Source organism: Rhizobium leguminosarum (assembly GCF_001679785.1).
Lineage (GTDB): Bacteria > Pseudomonadota > Alphaproteobacteria > Rhizobiales > Rhizobiaceae > Rhizobium > Rhizobium leguminosarum_R.
Genome location: NZ_CP016286.1, coordinates 1,232,447 through 1,249,543, shown reverse-complemented (window position 1 = coordinate 1,249,543; position 17,097 = coordinate 1,232,447). Strand labels below are relative to the sequence as shown.

15 protein-coding genes are annotated in these 17,097 nt (G+C 61.5%); 2 read left to right on the top strand and 13 right to left on the bottom strand.

What is annotated here, in order from left to right; genetic code table 11:
- Positions 1-50 precede the first annotated feature (50 nt).
- Positions 51-896, bottom strand: a complete 846-nt coding sequence (gene kdsA / locus BA011_RS06385) for a 3-deoxy-8-phosphooctulonate synthase (RefSeq protein WP_065279816.1) — start codon at positions 894-896, stop codon at positions 51-53.
- Positions 893-1,789 carry a VOC family protein gene (locus tag BA011_RS06380; RefSeq protein WP_065279815.1) on the bottom strand — a complete coding sequence of 299 codons (897 nt, stop codon included), beginning with the start codon at positions 1,787-1,789 and terminating at the stop codon, positions 893-895. The genes kdsA and BA011_RS06380 overlap by 4 nt, the downstream gene beginning before the upstream one ends.
- A gap of 195 nt (positions 1,790-1,984) precedes the next feature.
- Here BA011_RS06380 and lexA point away from each other — a divergent pair, with 195 nt between their 5' ends.
- Positions 1,985-2,704, top strand: a complete 720-nt coding sequence (gene lexA, locus BA011_RS06375) for a transcriptional repressor LexA (RefSeq protein WP_003539306.1) — start codon at positions 1,985-1,987, stop codon at positions 2,702-2,704.
- Here the strand turns inward: lexA and BA011_RS06370 are convergent.
- On the bottom strand, positions 2,685-5,117 hold the full coding sequence (locus BA011_RS06370) for a ComEC/Rec2 family competence protein (RefSeq protein WP_065279814.1): 2,433 nt from the start codon (positions 5,115-5,117) through the stop codon (positions 2,685-2,687). The genes lexA and BA011_RS06370 overlap by 20 nt on opposite strands.
- A gap of 290 nt (positions 5,118-5,407) precedes the next feature.
- On the opposite strand from BA011_RS06370, the gene gltA reads away from it, so the two are divergent.
- On the top strand, positions 5,408-6,697 hold the full coding sequence (gene gltA, locus BA011_RS06365; RefSeq protein WP_003539304.1) for a citrate synthase: 1,290 nt from the start codon (positions 5,408-5,410) through the stop codon (positions 6,695-6,697).
- A gap of 32 nt (positions 6,698-6,729) precedes the next feature.
- Here gltA and lpxB read toward each other — a convergent pair whose 3' ends face one another.
- From lpxB to frr, 10 genes are all read right to left on the bottom strand, one after another.
- Entirely contained in the window at positions 6,730-7,908 is a 1,179-nt protein-coding gene (gene lpxB / locus BA011_RS06360; protein WP_065279813.1) for a lipid-A-disaccharide synthase, read from the bottom strand.
- A complete protein-coding gene (locus BA011_RS06355; protein ID WP_065279812.1) occupies positions 7,905-8,786 on the bottom strand; it encodes an LpxI family protein in 882 nt (293 codons plus the stop codon). Before BA011_RS06355 ends, lpxB begins: the two co-directional genes overlap by 4 nt.
- 3 nt (positions 8,787-8,789) lie before the next feature.
- Positions 8,790-9,608 (bottom strand): acyl-ACP--UDP-N-acetylglucosamine O-acyltransferase, encoded by an 819-nt coding sequence (lpxA, locus tag BA011_RS06350; RefSeq protein WP_065279811.1) that lies wholly within the window; start codon positions 9,606-9,608, stop codon positions 8,790-8,792.
- Positions 9,605-10,072 carry a 3-hydroxyacyl-ACP dehydratase FabZ gene (gene fabZ, locus BA011_RS06345; RefSeq protein ID WP_003539296.1) on the bottom strand — a complete coding sequence of 156 codons (468 nt, stop codon included), beginning with the start codon at positions 10,070-10,072 and terminating at the stop codon, positions 9,605-9,607. Before fabZ ends, lpxA begins: the two co-directional genes overlap by 4 nt.
- On the bottom strand, positions 10,065-11,129 hold the full coding sequence (lpxD, locus tag BA011_RS06340; RefSeq protein ID WP_065279810.1) for a UDP-3-O-(3-hydroxymyristoyl)glucosamine N-acyltransferase: 1,065 nt from the start codon (positions 11,127-11,129) through the stop codon (positions 10,065-10,067). The genes fabZ and lpxD overlap by 8 nt, the downstream gene beginning before the upstream one ends.
- A gap of 50 nt (positions 11,130-11,179) precedes the next feature.
- On the bottom strand, positions 11,180-13,513 hold the full coding sequence (gene bamA, locus BA011_RS06335) for an outer membrane protein assembly factor BamA (RefSeq protein WP_065282429.1): 2,334 nt from the start codon (positions 13,511-13,513) through the stop codon (positions 11,180-11,182).
- Between the two features lie 199 nt (positions 13,514-13,712).
- On the bottom strand, positions 13,713-14,846 hold the full coding sequence (gene rseP, locus BA011_RS06330) for an RIP metalloprotease RseP (protein ID WP_003539293.1): 1,134 nt from the start codon (positions 14,844-14,846) through the stop codon (positions 13,713-13,715).
- Positions 14,847-14,874: 28 nt separating this feature from the next.
- Positions 14,875-15,705 carry a phosphatidate cytidylyltransferase gene (locus BA011_RS06325; protein WP_065279809.1) on the bottom strand — a complete coding sequence of 277 codons (831 nt, stop codon included), beginning with the start codon at positions 15,703-15,705 and terminating at the stop codon, positions 14,875-14,877.
- Positions 15,705-16,448, bottom strand: a complete 744-nt coding sequence (locus BA011_RS06320) for an isoprenyl transferase (protein WP_017960280.1) — start codon at positions 16,446-16,448, stop codon at positions 15,705-15,707. Before BA011_RS06320 ends, BA011_RS06325 begins: the two co-directional genes overlap by 1 nt.
- A gap of 37 nt (positions 16,449-16,485) precedes the next feature.
- Positions 16,486-17,046: a ribosome recycling factor gene (gene frr / locus BA011_RS06315; protein WP_018241888.1), complete on the bottom strand. Its 561-nt coding sequence runs from the start codon at positions 17,044-17,046 to the stop codon at positions 16,486-16,488.
- Positions 17,047-17,097: the final 51 nt, after the last annotated feature.

The following is a 17,097-nucleotide window of genomic DNA, read 5'->3' as shown; positions in this document are numbered from 1 at the left end:
ACCAGCCTTCCGATGTGGCCTATAGCACGATCATGTCAGACTGTTGAACGTCAAGCCTTGGCGACCGCATCGAAGGCAAGCAGCTTTTCGAGAAGCCGCGGCATGTCCTTGAGATAGACCATGTTCGGGCCGTCGGAAGGGGCATTGTCGGGGTCCTGATGAGTTTCGACGAAGACGCCGGCAATACCGGTAGCCACCGCTGCGCGCGCCAGCGTTTCTACGAATTCCCGCTGACCGCCGGAGGAATCGCCCTGCCCGCCCGGCTGCGCCACGGAATGGGTGGCATCGAAGATAACGGGCGCGCCCATCGCCGCCATGATCGGCAGCGAACGCATGTCGGAGACCAGCGTATTGTAACCAAAGGAGGCGCCGCGCTCGCACAGCAGCACGTTCGGATTGCCGCTGGCGTTGAGCTTCTTCAGAACGTTCTTCATATCCCAGGGAGCGAGGAACTGGCCCTTCTTGACATTGACGACGCGGCCGGTCTTGGCGGCGGCGATGAGAAGGTCGGTCTGGCGGCAGAGGAAGGCCGGGATCTGCAGGACGTCGACGATCTTTGCCACCTCTGCGCATTGCTCGGCGGTATGAACGTCGGTCAGGACGGGAAAGCCGAATTCCTTCTTGAGGTCGGCAAAGACCTCCATGCCCTTTTCGATCCCGATACCGCGTTCGGCCGACAGCGAGGTTCGGTTCGCCTTGTCGAAGGAGCTCTTGTAGACGAGGCCGATGCCGAGCTTTGCGCAAAGCTCCTTCAGCGTCCCGGCCACCATGAAGGCGTGGCCGCGGCTCTCCATCTGGCAGGGACCGGCAATCAGCGACAGACGGCCGGTATTGGAAAAGGTGACCTGGCCTTGGCCTTCGCCGATCCTGACTTCGGAATTCGTATCAGTGCTCATCGTGTTTCCTCGAAGGCGAAGAGCGTGCCCTGCCCGGGCGCGGGCTTCACCAGAATGCGATTGTTCTTGCGCGTGTATGTCACCCCGTTAGCAGCCAAATGCGCTTCTGTCACGGCAAGATCGGCGACAGCAAAGAGGATTGCCCGGCCGCGCAGGCCGCGATCTGCGCATGAGCCGGCGATGTCGAAATAGGCCTCCAGCCCTTCCGGCGTCATCAGGCTGATTTTCGCATTCGACGCCGCGATATCGACGCCGAAACCGGTTTTCTCGACTGCCGATTGCGCCACCGCAAGGCTGACGAAGGCAGCGAAGGCGGCCGGCTCCGGCGTGCAAAGCGCGATCTCGACTATGCCGGTGACGCCATTGACATGCGCCTCCAGCGCGGCGCGGTCGGCCGGCAGCGGATTGACGCGCTCGACGGTGAAAAGCAGGAGATCAGGCGCGCGCAGGTCGCCGGCAAAAGCCAGCTTGAAGCCGGCAATCGTCTCAGAACCGTCCGGCATCGTCATCGGCCGGGTGAACTGCAGCATCTCGCCGGCGCTCGATCCGTTGCCGACGAAATCCTGATGATCGATGCCGGCATCCTTGCTGCCGAAAGCCAGCCCCGAAAGCCCCTCCGCGCCGCAGCGGAAACGGAAGGCCTGGTTGCGGGCCGTGAAGACATTGCCTTGGCGCGCCGACGCCTCGCTCTCCTTGACGCTCGCAATCCCGAGCGGCTCCAGATAGGTCTTGTCGGCAAAAAAGACGCAGGCATTCTCCGTTCCGAAGGGATGGCGCGCATCGGCGGCAACGGTGAAGCCGAGCTTGCCGAGCCTCTCGCGCGCCAGATCGATGTTGACGACCGGCAGCACGACATGATCCAGCGGGTGCGGTTTGGCGGAATGCGCGTTCATGATCTCCCTCCTGGAAAGATCAAGAGATGTGCAGCGCCACCCTCAATACAAGACTTGTGTCCCAATCCGGCGAATGAAAATAAAAATCTCAACGAGTTGGCACCAAGTTTTACGGAAATTTAGCTACTTGCGGAACACATATGGAACATATAGTGTCTGTTCTGGATTTGTTTCAATCACGAGGTCACAACGTCGATGCTCACGCGCAAACAACAGGAGCTTCTCCTTTTCATTCATGAGCGCATGAAGGAATCCGGCGTTCCGCCATCTTTCGACGAAATGAAGGATGCCCTGGACCTCGCCTCCAAGTCCGGGATTCATCGCTTGATTACAGCGCTTGAGGAGCGAGGCTTCATTCGCCGCCTACCGAATCGCGCCCGCGCGCTCGAGGTCATCAAGCTTCCGGAGGCCTACAGCCCGAGCATTCAGCCCCGGCGCGGCTTTTCGCCGAGCGTCATCGAGGGCAGCCTCGGCAAGCCGCAGCCGGTCGCCACTCCTGCTCCCGCAAAACCCGTCGCCGACAACGGCAACTCGGTCTCCGTGCCGGTCATGGGCCGAATCGCTGCCGGTGTGCCGATCTCGGCGATCCAGAACAATACCCACGACATCGTCGTTCCGGCCGACATGCTCGGCTCCGGTGAACATTATGCGCTCGAGGTCAAGGGCGATTCGATGATCGACGCCGGCATCTTCGACGGCGACACCGTGATCATCCGCAACGGCAGTACCGCAAGTCCGGGCGACATCGTCGTTGCTCTCGTCGACGACGAAGAAGCGACACTCAAGCGCTTCCGCCGCAAGGGCGCCTCGATCGCGCTGGAAGCGGCCAACCCGGCTTACGAGACCCGGATTTTCGGGCCGGACCGTGTCAAGGTTCAGGGTAAACTCGTCGGTCTCATTCGCCGCTATCACTGACATTGGCCAGGCCGGATTCGGTAAAACTGTTGCTGCGCCAGTCATAGGCACGATGGCGCATCCATGGCCGCGACAATGCATCGAATGCGGTTGCGACCTCCAGGCCGGTGTCCGTGAAGCGCAACTCGATGGAACCGGTCCTGCGCAGCGTCTCACCGGTGAAGAGCGTCGCACCTGAGCGGCAATTGTTGAAGCGAAGGCGGACCGACGTCACGACGATATCGGCAGCGTCGCATGCCGGGCCGAGATAGGCAGCGTTGTCGATGACGGTTACCACCTGACCATTGCCGAGCCTTGATATGCACCAGGCCTTCTTGACGCAGGAAAAGCGGTTTGCGTCACCGCCCGCTGCGGCCGTCCGCATCGCGGTCCTTGCTTCGTTCTGCTGATCGCGGGAAAGCCTGACGCGGCGGTCTTCTCCCTCAGGCGGGATAGCAGGACCATCCAGCATCTTCGGCGGATCATGCCTCGGCAGGACCAGCGCTCTCTGCCACTGGTCGAAGATGAAGTCCGACGGTCTTTCACGGTTGGACGCCATTGCCGCCGCCTCGACGACCGCGACGAGACTGCCATCCTCCGAAATCACCAGATCCGGCGGCCGGGGAACCGGCAGAAGCAGCAGGATGAGTGTTGCGACCGCGATGATCGATGTGCCGACATGGCGCAACCGGGTGCGGAGCAGCGTCAGCAGCAGAAAGCCTGCCACGGCGACGGCGAAATACCAGGCGGGCAAGCGGCCGACGTCGATATTGCCACCCCAGCCGGACACCGTCTTTGCGACCGCGATCACCAAATCAAGGCCGAATCCGACGACCTTCCAGGCCCAAACATCCAGACCGAAAGGCATGAGCAGCATCGCCAGCAGACCTGCCGGCATGATGATGAAGGAGATGATCGGCATCGTCGCGAGGTTTGCCGGCAGGCCGTAGGCGGTCAGGCGATGAAAATGCTCGATCGAAAACAGCGCGGTTGAAAAACCGCCGATCAGCGAGGTCAGGAAGACGCCGCCGAAGAAACCGGCAACTGTAACGACCGGCCGGATGATCGGCAGCTTCAGAAAGGCGTTTTCGCGGACGCGCCGGTCCTTCCACAGCTGATAGCCCGAGACCAGCGCCAATGTCGCGGCAAAGGACATTTGGAAGCTCGGTCCCAAGACCTCGGACGGCGAAATGGCAATGATGACGAGAGCGGAGAGCGCGACATTGCGCAGGCTGATCGACGGCCGGTCGAAGAAGACCGCAATCAACATGATGGCCATCATGATGAAGGCGCGTTCGGCAGAGACCGCAAAGCCGGAGATCAGGAAATAGGCGGTGACGGCGATGAGCGCGCCGGCGGCAGCGATCTTCTTCGTCGGGTAGGCCTCAGCGATGCCGGGAAAGAGGCTGAGCAGCATCCGGAAGCCGACGAAGAAGATGCCGGCCGACAGCGCCATGTTGAGACCGGAGATGGCGATGATATGAGCCAGACCGGATTGGCGCAGCGCCTCCGTCGTCGCATCCGAAATGGCGCGCCGCTCATCCGTCACCAGAGCAGCGGCAAAAGCACCGGTGTCGCCGGGCAGGATCGACCTTATGCGGTCGCCAATCCCGCTGCGCAGCCGGTAGAGCCCTTCGAGCAGCGCTTCCGCTGTCGATCTTGCAGCCTGGGGACCTGCCTGCGCATCGACTTTCGTCGGTTTACCGTAGAAGAAGCCATTCGCGCCGATGCCGTCGAAATAGGCACTGAAGGAGAAGTCGTTGAGCTCGGGAAGCGCTGGGCCTGCGGGCGGCGTCAGCCGCGCCCTGCCGGTTATGATATCGCCGATCTCGAAGGCCGCGTCGGCGCCGCGGGCGATCACGGTGATACGTTCCGGCGGCCGCTTCACCTCTGGCGTCTCGGTGCCGGTGACGGCAAGAATGTAGCGCCACCGCCCGCGACCGTCGCCTTCGCGCCGCTCGACGCGGCCGGTCACCGTCGTCGTCACGGCGGAATCGAGGATCATGGTCGAAGCCCGCCGGCTCTCGAACTGCGCCGTCACCATGCCGCAGGCCATGAGCGCAAGCGCCAGCAGCGTTGCCCGCACCGCCGCCCGGCTGCGGCTGGCGATGAGAACCGCCACGGTCAGCGCCAACAGGCAGAGCAGCGATGCAACGAGAGGAAAATCCGATGCCGCGAGAAACCAGACGGCGGACCCGGCGCCGAGGAAGACCGGCGAGAACAGCAGCAGGCGGCCGTGGTCCGCCTCCTCGCCCAGCATGCGCATGCCGGCACGCAGCAATTGCGAAGCTGCGGCCGGCAGCCGGTGGCGCAATGGTGTCGCCGACTGCGTCCGTGTCGGTCGCGTTACCACGACAGGTGGTGAAAAATTGGAAGTGTCGGCAGCGCCTTCGCCTGCTTCCGGCCGCAATTCGACTGTCGTCAACTCCTGCATGAACCGCCCAAGCCCGGCTGCGAAGGCGGCCAGAATGCAACCTCCAATCAAATCCGGCAAGCATAATCGATTGAAATATGAGGGAAAATCGCGAGCGTCAAAAGACCAGTCGAATCATCGGCTTCCGATATGCATGCGGCTCATCGCTGCAGTGCCTAAAAGATGATACCGCAATGCACAAAATGCCGTCACGGTAACTTGGCATTAGCCTCGCGATCATATAGCTATCGGTGAGGACGCTTAACCCCTATGGCGCTTTTATGGCGCCACCGCCATTTCGGAGGATCAGCATGACGGATCAAAGCGCTACAATAAAAATCGGTGACAAGTCTGTCGACCTTGCTGTCAAAAGCGGCACGATCGGCCCGAGCGTCATCGATATCGGTGCCCTGTATAAGAACACCGCTTCCTTCACCTACGATCCGGGCTTTACCTCGACCGCATCCTGTGAATCGAAAATCACGTACATCGACGGCGACGAAGGCGTCCTGCTGCATCGCGGCTATCCGATCGAGCAGCTCGCCGAGCACGGCGACTTCCTCGAAGTCTGCTACCTCCTGCTCTACGGCGAACTGCCGACCACCGTACAGAAGAAGGATTTCGATTACCGCGTCACGCACCACACCATGGTGCACGAGCAGATGAGCCGCTTCTTCACCGGCTTCCGCCGCGATGCGCATCCGATGGCCGTCATGTGCGGCTGCGTCGGCGCACTGTCGGCCTTCTATCACGACTCCACCGACATCACCGATCCGCACCAGCGCATGGTCGCCAGCCTGCGCATGATCGCCAAGATGCCGACGCTTGCCGCCATGGCCTACAAGTACCATATCGGCCAGCCCTTCGTTTATCCGAAGAACGACCTCGACTATGCCTCGAACTTCCTGCGCATGTGCTTTGCCGTGCCTTGCGAGGAATATGTGGTCAATCCGGTGCTTGCCCGCGCCATGGACCGCATCTTCATCCTTCATGCCGATCATGAGCAGAACGCCTCGACCTCGACCGTCCGTCTCGCCGGTTCGTCGGGGGCCAACCCGTTCGCCTGCATCGCCGCCGGCATCGCCTGCCTCTGGGGGCCCGCGCATGGCGGCGCCAACGAAGCAGCCCTCAACATGCTGAACGAAATCGGCACGGTCGACCGCATTCCGGAATATGTCGCCCGCGCCAAGGACAAGAACGATCCGTTCCGCTTGATGGGCTTCGGTCACCGCGTCTACAAGAACTACGATCCGCGCGCCAAGATCATGCAGAAGACGACGCATGAAGTGCTCGGCGAACTCGGCATCAAGGACGATCCGTTGCTCGAAGTGGCGATGGAGCTGGAGCGCATCGCGCTCACCGACGAATATTTCATCGAGAAGAAGCTCTATCCGAACATCGACTTCTATTCCGGCATCACGCTGAAGGCGCTGGGCTTCCCCACGACCATGTTCACCGTGCTCTTCGCGCTCGCCCGCACCGTCGGCTGGATCGCGCAGTGGAACGAGATGATCGAGGATCCGGAACAGCGCATCGGCCGTCCGCGCCAGCTCTATGTCGGCGAACCGAAGCGCGACTACATTCCGGTTTCGAAGCGCTGATCGCTTCATAAAGAACCCAAAAGAAAACCCGGTCAGAAACGACCGGGTTTTTTCTTTTTCAGCACGTCGAGAAGGATCTCGGCGGCGTGCTCGCCGGGCGGCTTTTCGGTCTGCATGCGTTGCCAGACGAGATCGTAACCCTCGTTCATTGCCTTTAGCTGGAACGTATCGGCCGACAGCCGCTCCATCCAGCGCGCCAAGCTGGCGCCGCGGACCACCTCGTTCAGATATTCAGGCACGACCGCATAATCGGCGATGATATTGGGCAATGCGCCCGTCCACACCTTGATGCGCAGGCTTAGCAGGCGGATGATCCAATCCGTCTTGTAAACGGACACCGTCGGCACGCCGGCGAGGGCGAGTTCGAGGATCACCGTGCCGGAGGCTGCCATCGCCGCATCCGCTTCGGCAAAGGCCTTCCATTTCTGCGCCGACCCGACCACCACTTCAGGCGGCGTGGCCCAGCCTGCGACGAGACCCTTCACCAGCGCTTCGTTGTGCGGCACGGTCGGCAGCAGGAAGCGCATCGGGCCGTTGCGGGCGACGAGTTCTTTGGCGGCATCCTCGAAGAACGGCAGGAGCTTGGCGACTTCGGAGGATCTTGACCCCGGAAGCATCAGGATCGTCTTGCCCGCCTCCTCGACCGGCGCTGGCCCGGCGCGCAGCCGCCGCGCTTCGAGCAGCGCCGGATCGACAACCAGGCGATGGCCGACATAGGTGGTCTCGGGCCCGCCGAGCGTGTGCATGACTGCCGGCTCAAAAGGCAGGACGGCGAGCACATGATCGACATAGGCGAGCATGCGCGTGGCGCGATATTCCTTCCAGGCCCAGACGCTCGGACAGACGTAGTTGACAACCGGCAGATCGGGCAGCGCGGTGCGGACACGCTTGGCGACGCGATGGGTGAAGTCCGGGCTGTCGATGATGAGAAGAATATCCGGCCTTGCGGCGATGATGGCAGCCGTCGTCTGGCGGATCAGCGTATAGAGCTTTGGCAACCGGCTCAGCACCTGGGTGATGCCCATGATCGACAGCTCGGAGAAATCGAACAGGGATCTCAAGCCTTCGGCCTGCAGCCCCTCGCCGCCGACGCCGACGAGTTCCACCGGCCCGCTATGAATCCGCTTCAGGGCGGCGATGAGATCGGCACCGAGCAGATCCCCCGACACCTCGCCGGCAATGACGGCGATCTTCAGTGGCGCCCCGTTCATTCAAGCCCCCATCCCGGCAGGCCGCGATCGATGCCGCAGACGAAGAGCCCAGCCTCATCGGCGGCTTTGATGACGGCGGCGCGATCGAGCACCAGCGAGCGGCCGGCCTCGACGGCGACGCCGGCAAGGCCGGCTTTCCTCGCGTTCAGAACCGTGGAAACACCGATCGCCGGCAAGTCGGCGCGGATATCCTGTTGCGGCTTGCAGAGTTTGACGAGTGCGCCACGGCGGCGCGGCGAGATGCGCCCGGCGGCTCTGAGACCCGCGACACGCTCCAGCATCTCGTCCGTGCCCTCAAGACCCTCCAGCGCGACGATACGCCCGCCGATGGCGACGGCGCCCTGGCCGACATCGAGCCGGCCCAGCATCTCAGCGGCATCGGCTGCGCGCCTGATATCGCGCCGGTCTTCCTCGCCAGGCGCTGCAGCGCCAAGCGGACCGACGTAGGCAAGAAGGTCGGGAGCGATCTCATGAGCGCCGACGACGCGGCGACCGTTTCCCTCGATCAGCCGGATCACCATCTGCAGCACCGTATCGTCGCCGCCGGACAACAAGGTGCGGATCGTGGCCGGCATCTTCATCAGCGTGCGCAGCGTCGGGCGCACCTCGCGCCATTCCGGCCGGCGCCGCACGCTGCCGGACATGACGACACGGCCGATGCCGTAGCGGTTCAAGAGTCCCTCTAGAGCTGCAAAATCGCCGATGCCGATGACGGCATGGTCATACCCTTCCCAGCGCCGGTCGCTTTCGTCCTTCAGCGCGACGATGACGGGATTTTCGCCCGCCGCGCGCGCGGCTTCCGCGACATAGGAAGGCAGAAAGCCGCCGCCGGCGATGATCGCCAGCCGGCCCGCAGCGGTATCGCCGGAAAGAGTCACGGACTAGCCCTTCTGCCCCCGGGTTGGCGAGGACAAGGCGCGGTCGCTGTCGGCGGCGATGAAGTCGAGGATGTGGACCGCCTGCTCGCAATCAGCATATTCTTCGCGGATGGCGGCGGCGTTTTCGCGGACGGAGCCCGGTCCTTCGAAGATCGACTTGTAGGCGCGCCGCACCCTGTGAATGACGGCGCGGTCGACGCCGGCGCGCGTCATGCCGACGACGTTGAGGCCGCTCAGCAGCCCGGGATTGCCGTTCAGCATGCCGTAGGGAATGACGTCGTAACTCACCGCCGAGAGCCCGCCGACGAAGGCCTGACGACCGACGCGGGTGAACTGGTGAACGGCCGAGCCGCCGCCCAGGATGACGCGATCCTCGACGACGACATGGCCGGCGAGCATGACGTTGTTCGACATGATCACGTGGTTGCCCACCCGGCAGTCATGCGCGACGTGCGAATTGGCAAGGAAGAGGTTGTTGTCGCCCACGATCGTCTGGCCGCCGAAATCGGCCGTGCCGGTGTTCATCGTCACGCCTTCGCGGATCGTGCAGTTGGCGCCGACCGTCAGTGTCGTCTCCTCGCCGCCGTGATGCACACTCTGCGGATCACCGCCGACGACCGCCATCGGGAAGATGCGCGTGCCCTTGCCGATCACGGTGCGGCCGGTCACGACCGCATGCGACAAAAGCTCGACATTCGCATTGAGGACGACGTGCGGCCCGACATGGCAGAAGGGACCGATCTTGACGCCCTCACCGATGCTCGCGCCGTCTTCGACGACAGCCATCGGATGAATGCGGGCGCTTTCGGCGATAGTGCTCATGCCTGATCCTTACGAACGATCATCGCGCCGATATCGGCTTCGGCGACAAGAGCGCCGTCGACCTTGGCGTCGCAATGGAATTTCCAGATATTGCCGCGCTGCTTGTGCTTCCTGACATGGAATTCAACACGATCGCCGGGTACGACGGGCTTGCGGAAGCGCGCATTCTCGATGGTCATGAAATAGACGAGGTTGCCTGGCTGGCCATCCTTCTTGGCACAGATCGCACCCGCGGTCTGGGCCATGCCCTCGATCAAGAGAACGCCGGGCATGATCGGAGATTCCGGAAAATGACCGGTGAAATGCGGCTCGTTCACCGTGACGTTCTTGATGCCAATCGCCGTATTGTCGCCGTCGATCTCGATGATCTTGTCGACCATCAGAAACGGGTAGCGATGCGGCAGCAGTTTCATGATCTCGATGATGTCAGCCGAAGAAAGCGTTGTCGTGGCTTCCTCAGTCATTTTGCTCGCCTCCAGGTTTCTTCCCGCGCAGCTTCGTCTTTGACATCTGTTGCGCGACATCTCTCAGATAGTCATTCAGCGGACGCCCAGGTGTACCACCATATTGTCCGCCGGCGGCAAGATCGGTCATGATACCGCTTTGGGCGGCGATCTGCACGCCGTCGCCGATCGTCACATGCCCCTTGATACCGACCTGGCCGCCGATCTGAACGCCATTGCCGATCTTCGCGCTGCCGGCGATGCCGACCTGCGCAACGATGGCGCAATGGCGGCCGATCTGAACGTTGTGGCCGATCTGTACCTGGTTGTCGATCTTGGTGCCTTCGCCAATGACCGTATCGTCCATGGTGCCACGGTCGATCGAGGTGTTGGCGCCGATCTCGACATTATCCTGGATGATCACTCGGCCGATCTGGACGATCTTGATCATGCCGCGCGGGCCCGGCGCATAACCGAAACCATCCTGGCCGATGCGCGCGCCGTTGTGGATGATGACGCCATTGCCGAGCAGCGCGCAGAGAATGCTGGCGCCGGCCGCAATCGAACAATCCCGGCCAATCTTGACATTCGGACCGATGATGCTGTGGGCGCCGATGCGCGTCCCTTCGCCGATCTCGGCATGCGCTCCGATGACGGCCAGCGGCTCGACGATCACGCCCTTTTCAAGCTTGGCGCTCGGATCGATCACCGCGCTTGGCGCGATCTCGCTTTCACCGGAAAAGACGACCGGGCGCAATGCCGCGGGATAGAACAGGCCGCCCGCCATCGCGAAAGCCGCATGTGGATTGGACGACAGGATGACCGGGATATGGGGGGGTACGAGATCGGCGAGCGCCTTGTCGCAGATCACTGCCGAGGCTTCGCATGTCGCCAGCTCATCGCGGCTGCGGCGCGACAGGATATAACAGACATCGCCTGCCCGGGCCCGGCTGATGGGAGCAACGGACCTGACGACAACATCGGCATAGTCGGAATTGGCAAGTTCCGCCCCAAGAAACTCTGCCAGCTCAGCGAGCTTCAGACCTTCATGGGGCAGAAAAAAAACGTTTTGCTCCATCGGCAATGCTCCAGAACGGAATTGAGTCTTACAGTTCCGGACTGCCGATATCAGAATTGGTTGTTGATGCCAAACTTGAAGTTCTGCGTCTTGTCGAAGTCTTCCTTGAGGACCGGGATCGCGTAATCCAGACGCAATGCACCGAAGGGAGACTGCCAGACGACACCGACACCGACGGAAGCGCGCAGCGAAGCGCTGGTGCCCTCGGCCTGATCGGACCCGAGAAGCTCGACATCATTGCCAAACAGCGTGCCGGCATCGGCAAAGACTGCGCCTCGCAGATTGAAGTCACGCGGGAAGCCCGGCATTGGGAAAGTCGCTTCAGCAGACGCCGTGAAATAGGTCGTGCCACCGAGCGGGTCATCGTGGTCCCCGGTGATGCGCGGGCCGATACCCTTGTTCTCGAAACCGCGAATATCGCCGTTGGTCAGCGTGAACTGGTCGAAGACGTTCAGATGGTCACCCAAGGGGACGACATAACCAGCCGAAGCCGAGACGGAGCCGATGATATCGGCATCGTCGGCAAGCAGATGATAATAACGGGCCTTGCCGTAGATCTTGTAGAACTGCGAGTCGCCGCCGAGGCCGGCAAGTTCCTGCGTCGCCGTTGCATAGATGCCTTCACGCGGCAGGACAGTGTCGTCAAGCGTGTTGTAGGTCAGCGTCTGCGAGACGGAAGAGCGCGTCCACGGGCTCTCATCGACCAGATTGGCGTAGGTCGCCGACAGGTCAGAGGTATCCCCGTCGTAATTCATCTGCTTGTAGTTATAACGGAAGGTCGTCGCCAGATCTTCGGTGATCGGCGCAGTCACACGCAGGACGACGCTGGTTTCCTCGTAGTCGTAGTCGTCGTTGCTCGACGTTTCGCTGCGGTTGACGTCGAAGCCTGCCGCCAGACGGTAACCGAGGAAATAGGGTTCGGTGAAGCTGACACCGTAGGCGCGCGAGCCTTCCTGGCCGCCACCGGCCGAGATGCGGATGTACTGGCCACGACCGAGGAAGTTCTTTTCCTCGATCGAGGCTTCGAGCAACAGACCGTCGCCACCGGCGGCATAACCCGCGCCGACACCGAACGAACCGGTCGACTGATCCTGCACGTCGACGATCACCACGACGCGGTCCGGCGAACTGCCCGGCTGGGTGGAGATGTTGACCGAGGAGAAATAACCGAGCGCTTCGAGGCGACGCTTGGCCTTGGTGATCATCTGCTGATTGAAGGCATCGCCTTCGCTCATGTCGAATTCGCGGCGAATGACATAGTCGCGCGTGCGGCTGTTGCCGCGGATCTCGATGCGCTCGACATAGGCGCGCTCGCCCTGGTCGACCAGATATTCGACACCGATCGTGTTGTTGTTGAGGTCGCGGTTACCGCGCGGCGTGACGCGCGCAAAGGGATAACCGGCTGACGCCACCTGATCGGAGATCGCCTCGATCGACTTCTGGACTTCCTTGGCGTTGTAGACCTGGCCTTCGCGGGTGCGCACCAGCGGCTGCAGCTGCTCTGAGCCGACGCCTTCGACGGTCGACTGGACGGTCACCGGTCCGAAGTCGTAGCGCTGGCCTTCCTCGATGTTGAAGGTGAGCGTGTATTTGTTGGTCGCGTCGTCGAAGGTGGCATCGGAAGAGACGATGCGCATGTCGGCGTAGCCGCGATTGTAATAGAACTGACGCAGCGCTTCTTCGTCGGCGTGGAGCTTGTCTTCGTTGTAGACGTCCTTGCGGGTCAGGAACGAAAGAAAGTTCGAACGCTTGGTGGCGATCACGGCAGCCAGGCGGCCGGCGCTGTAGGCATTGTTGCCGACAAAATTGATCGAATCGATCTTGGTGCGGTCACCCTCGTTGATGACGAAGGCAAGGTTGACGCGGCCTTCGCCGAGCGGCACCACCTGCGTCGTGACTTCGACCTCGCTGCGGCCGGTGGCAGCGTAAGCTTCCTTGATCGACTGGATGTCGGCCTGAATCTGGGTGTCGCTGTAGGGACCGGCAGCGTGGGTCTGGACGATCGTCGCGAGCTTGTCGTCCTTGATCTTGCGGTTGCCGTTGAAGACGACCTGATTGACGAGCTGGGCTTCCTGAACGTTGACGACCAGCGTGCTTCCGGAAACCGAGATCTTGACGTCGGAGAAATAACCCGTCCCGTAGAGCTGCTTGACCGAGGCATCGATATCGCTGTTCGAAAAACTCTTTCCAGGAGCGATGGTGAGGTTCGACCGGACGGCTTCCGCGCCGACACGGCTTGCGCCGCGCACATCGATGCGCTGGATGACCGCGGCCTCAGCGGCCGTAGCGGAAACGAACGTCACAGCACCTGCGCCCGAAGCAACAACACCAGCAGACAGCGCAACCGCCGATACTGCGTTCAAAAACTTTGAACCAGCCTTCATTTCACCCATTACCTTTTGTTTCCCTCGTCCCCGGCCCCAGGAAAACCCGATTCCGGTCACGTGTGTCGTTTTACCCGCTTTTGACATACAAGCAAGGCAGGTCGTTAATTTCTGTTTACTTCATTTGCAAGCGTGGCCCATTCGCCACTACAGCCTTGAAACATCGTAAATAAATAGTAATTAGCCTCGCCTTGCTCGTTTACCCTCTCAACGAGCCAATGTCGTTCCAGGTCGTGAAAACCATCAATGTCAGTATCATCGCCAGGCCGATGCGAAATGCAATTTCCTGGGCCGAAGAGCCGAGCGGTTTCCCCCTCACCGCTTCCACCGCATAGAACATCAGGTGGCCGCCATCAAGTACCGGAACCGGCATCAGGTTAAGCAATCCTATCGAAACAGAAAGCACCGCAGCAAGCTGCAACACTGCGCCTATTCCAAGCGACGCCATCTGGCCCGAAGCTTGCGCCACGCGGATCGGCCCGCCTAATTGATCGGCGCGCATCGTTCCGCTGAAGATGTTGCCGATATATTTGAAGGTGCCGGTGACAATGTCGCGGGTCTCGATCACAGCCTCGCGCAACGACTGCAGCGGCGTATAGGTCTTCAGGCGGAAGTTCCCGGCCTCTCGGCTGGTGACGATGCCTATCTGGCCGAGCTCGACCTTGTTGCCGAACTGGTCCGTCTGGTCTACGCGCTGCGGCACCATCGGCACATCGAGTTTCTGGCCGGCGCGCTCGATCGTCACGACAATCTTCTGGCTCGGGCGGATGCCGACATAGCGGCGCACGTCGTCGAAGGTCTCGACCTTGCCACCGTCAATGGCGACCAGCAGATCGCCTGGAAGGATGCCGGCGGCAGCGGCTGCGCCGTCGGGCTTGACCTCGGCAACGACAGGATCGGCGATCGTGCGGCCATAGACCGAGAAAAGAATGGTGAAGATGGCGATCGCCAGCAGAAAATTGGCGATCGGGCCAGCCGCGACGGTTGCAGCGCGTTTCCACAGCTTGGCGCCGGCAAAGGAGCGCGCCCTGTCCTCCTCGGACATGGCGGCGATCTTGTCGGTGTCGGGTTTGCTCGAGGCATCTTCGTCGCCGAAGAACCGGACATAGCCGCCAAGGGGGATTACCGAAATCTTCCAGCGCGTTCCGTGGCGGTCGGTGAAGCCGAAGATCTCCGGACCGAAGCCGACGGAAAAGGCAAGGATGCGAATGCCGCTCCAGCGCCCGACGAGGTAATGGCCCATCTCATGCACAAAGACGAGCAGTGACAGCACGAGGATGAAGGTAACGATGTTCCCCATCAGAAATGCGTATATGCCGCTCATCGTTTCCATGAGTCCTTTCCGTCAGACTGCCGTGTTGTCAGAGCCCGAACAATGCCGCGCCAAGCGACGTCATTCCGGCCCCCTTTATCAGGGAAAAAACCCCAGCAAGCAAGAACGCCGAAAAACAGGCGAAAATCAGTCCGTCGACACGGTCCATGACGCCGCCATGGCCCGGAATGAGACGGCTCGAATCCTTGACGCCGAATTTTCGCTTGATGAATGATTCGAAAAGATCGCCCAACTGGCTGCAAACCGAGAGAACGAACGCCACGCCGGCGGCGATGATTTCAGCGCCCGGAAGGAGAAAATGGATGAGAACAACGCCGGCTATGATCGCCGAAATGGCGCCGCCGATTGCACCCGACCAGGTCTTTCCGGGCGAGATCGAAGGGGCAAGCTTAGGCCCGCCAAGCGCCCTGCCGACGAAATAGGCAAGGATATCCGTTGCCCAGACGACCGCAAAGACGAAGAGCATGGCGTAAAGGCCAGGCCGGTCATCGCTTCTGATCGCGGCAAGCACCAGGCCGGTGGCGCCGGCATAAAACAGGCCCACTGGCAACCAGCGGCTCGTGCCCTGCAGGATGATCAGGGCGATGCCGACGGCGGTGACGCCGGCCAGCATACCGGCGGCGAATTCGAAATTGCCGACAAGCACAAGGAAGGCAATCGCCGCCTCGCCGATCCAGCCGACGGCATTGGCGACCCAATCCCGCGAGATGCCTGTCATTTTCGACCATTCATAGTAGATCAGCAGGCCGATCACGACCGCCAACACACGAAAGGCAAGGCCGCCATACCAGGTAGCGGCAAGAACGATGGCCGCAAGAATCAGTCCTGAAACGATGCGGAGCTTCAGTTCCTGCTGCATCAGGTGCCGACCGCGGCCGCCTGCGACGACAGGCCGCCGAAGCGCCGGTCACGAGAGGCGAATGTCTCGAGCGCCGAGCGGAAGATCTCGGAGCTGAAATCCGGCCAATATTCCGGAAGGAAGATGAATTCCGAATAGGCGGCCTGCCAGAGAAGGAAGTTGGAAAGCCGCTCTTCGCCGCTGGTGCGGATAATGAGATCCGGATCGGGAATGCCGGCCGTGTCAAGACGGGCGTTGATCAGCGCCGGTGTAATATCCTGCGCTCTCAGCCGGCCGGCCTCGACGTCGCGGGCGAGACTGACGACGGCGCGGGCGATCTCGTCGCGCGAACCATAGTTGAAGGCGATGACCAGCGTCAGTGACGTGTTGTCTTTGGTCGTCTCCTCCGCCTCCAGCAACAGGCCCAGAATATCGCTGCGCAGGCTGTGGCGGTCGCCGATCACCTTGATGCGCACGTTCTGGCGATGCAACTCGGCGAGGTCGCGCCGGATGAAAGCCTTGAGCAGGCCGAGCAGATCGGAAACCTCGGCTTCGGGCCGGCGCCAGTTCTCCGAGGAGAAGGCAAAGAGGGTCAGATATTTTATGCCGGCCGCACCGGCGGCGCGGACTGTCTCGCGCACCGCCTCAACGCCCTTGCGATGGCCCATCGTGCGCGGCAGGCCACGCTGCTTGGCCCAACGGCCATTGCCATCCATGATGATGGCAACATGCTCTGGCACAGTCACAAATACAGATTCCGACATTTCCCGTCCGGTCTTTCCAGGCAAAGGCACAGATCCACTAGACCTGCATGATTTCCTTTTCCTTCTCGCCAAGCAAGCGGTCGATTTCGGAAATCGTCTCGTCCGTCATCTTCTGTACACGTTCCGACTGCGCCCGGCTCTCGTCCTGGCCGATTACGCCGTCTTTTTCGGCTTTCTTAAGGCCGTCCATGCCGTCGCGGCGGACATGGCGAATCGCCACCTTGCTCTTTTCGGCATAGTCGTGGGCCACCTTGACGAGCGACTTGCGGCGCTCCTCGTTCAGCTCCGGCAGCGGAATGCGCAGGTTCTGGCCATCGACGATCGGGTTGAGGCCGAGATTGGATTCGCGAATGCCGCGCTCGACGGCGCTGACCATCGACTTGTCCCAGACGGAAACCGACAGCATGCGCGGCTCGGGCACGGTGATGTTGGCGACCTGGTTCAGCGGCATGCGCGAACCATAGGCCTCGATCGTCACCGGGTCGAGGATGTTGGCCGAAGCACGGCCGGTGCGCAGCGATGCGATGTCGCTCTTGAATGCGGAAATTGCACCGTCCATGCGGCGCTTCAGTTCCTTGATGTCGATACCTTCACTCATATGGATGCTCCCGTCTAGAGCATGATGCCGAAAAGTGTCAGCGGTTTTCGG

Excerpts from the sequence above, each read along its gene's own strand:
- frr (WP_018241888.1), bottom strand. The coding sequence starts at position 17,046 with ATGAGTGAAGGTATCGACATCAAGGAACTGAAGCGCCGCATGGACGGT.
- kdsA (WP_065279816.1), bottom strand. The coding sequence starts at position 896 with ATGAGCACTGATACGAATTCCGAAGTCAGGATCGGCGAAGGCCAAGGC.
- BA011_RS06325 (WP_065279809.1), bottom strand. The coding sequence starts at position 15,705 with ATGCAGCAGGAACTGAAGCTCCGCATCGTTTCAGGACTGATTCTTGCG.
- BA011_RS06320 (WP_017960280.1), bottom strand. The coding sequence starts at position 16,448 with ATGTCGGAATCTGTATTTGTGACTGTGCCAGAGCATGTTGCCATCATC.
- gltA (WP_003539304.1), top strand. The coding sequence starts at position 5,408 with ATGACGGATCAAAGCGCTACAATAAAAATCGGTGACAAGTCTGTCGAC.
- lpxA (WP_065279811.1), bottom strand. The coding sequence starts at position 9,608 with ATGAGCACTATCGCCGAAAGCGCCCGCATTCATCCGATGGCTGTCGTC.
- lpxD (WP_065279810.1), bottom strand. The coding sequence starts at position 11,129 with ATGGAGCAAAACGTTTTTTTTCTGCCCCATGAAGGTCTGAAGCTCGCT.
- BA011_RS06370 (WP_065279814.1), bottom strand. The coding sequence starts at position 5,117 with ATGCAGGAGTTGACGACAGTCGAATTGCGGCCGGAAGCAGGCGAAGGC.
- BA011_RS06380 (WP_065279815.1), bottom strand. The coding sequence starts at position 1,789 with ATGAACGCGCATTCCGCCAAACCGCACCCGCTGGATCATGTCGTGCTG.
- rseP (WP_003539293.1), bottom strand. The coding sequence starts at position 14,846 with ATGGAAACGATGAGCGGCATATACGCATTTCTGATGGGGAACATCGTT.
- bamA (WP_065282429.1), bottom strand. The coding sequence starts at position 13,513 with ATGAAGGCTGGTTCAAAGTTTTTGAACGCAGTATCGGCGGTTGCGCTG.
- fabZ (WP_003539296.1), bottom strand. The coding sequence starts at position 10,072 with ATGACTGAGGAAGCCACGACAACGCTTTCTTCGGCTGACATCATCGAG.
- lpxB (WP_065279813.1), bottom strand. The coding sequence starts at position 7,908 with ATGAACGGGGCGCCACTGAAGATCGCCGTCATTGCCGGCGAGGTGTCG.
- lexA (WP_003539306.1), top strand. The coding sequence starts at position 1,985 with ATGCTCACGCGCAAACAACAGGAGCTTCTCCTTTTCATTCATGAGCGC.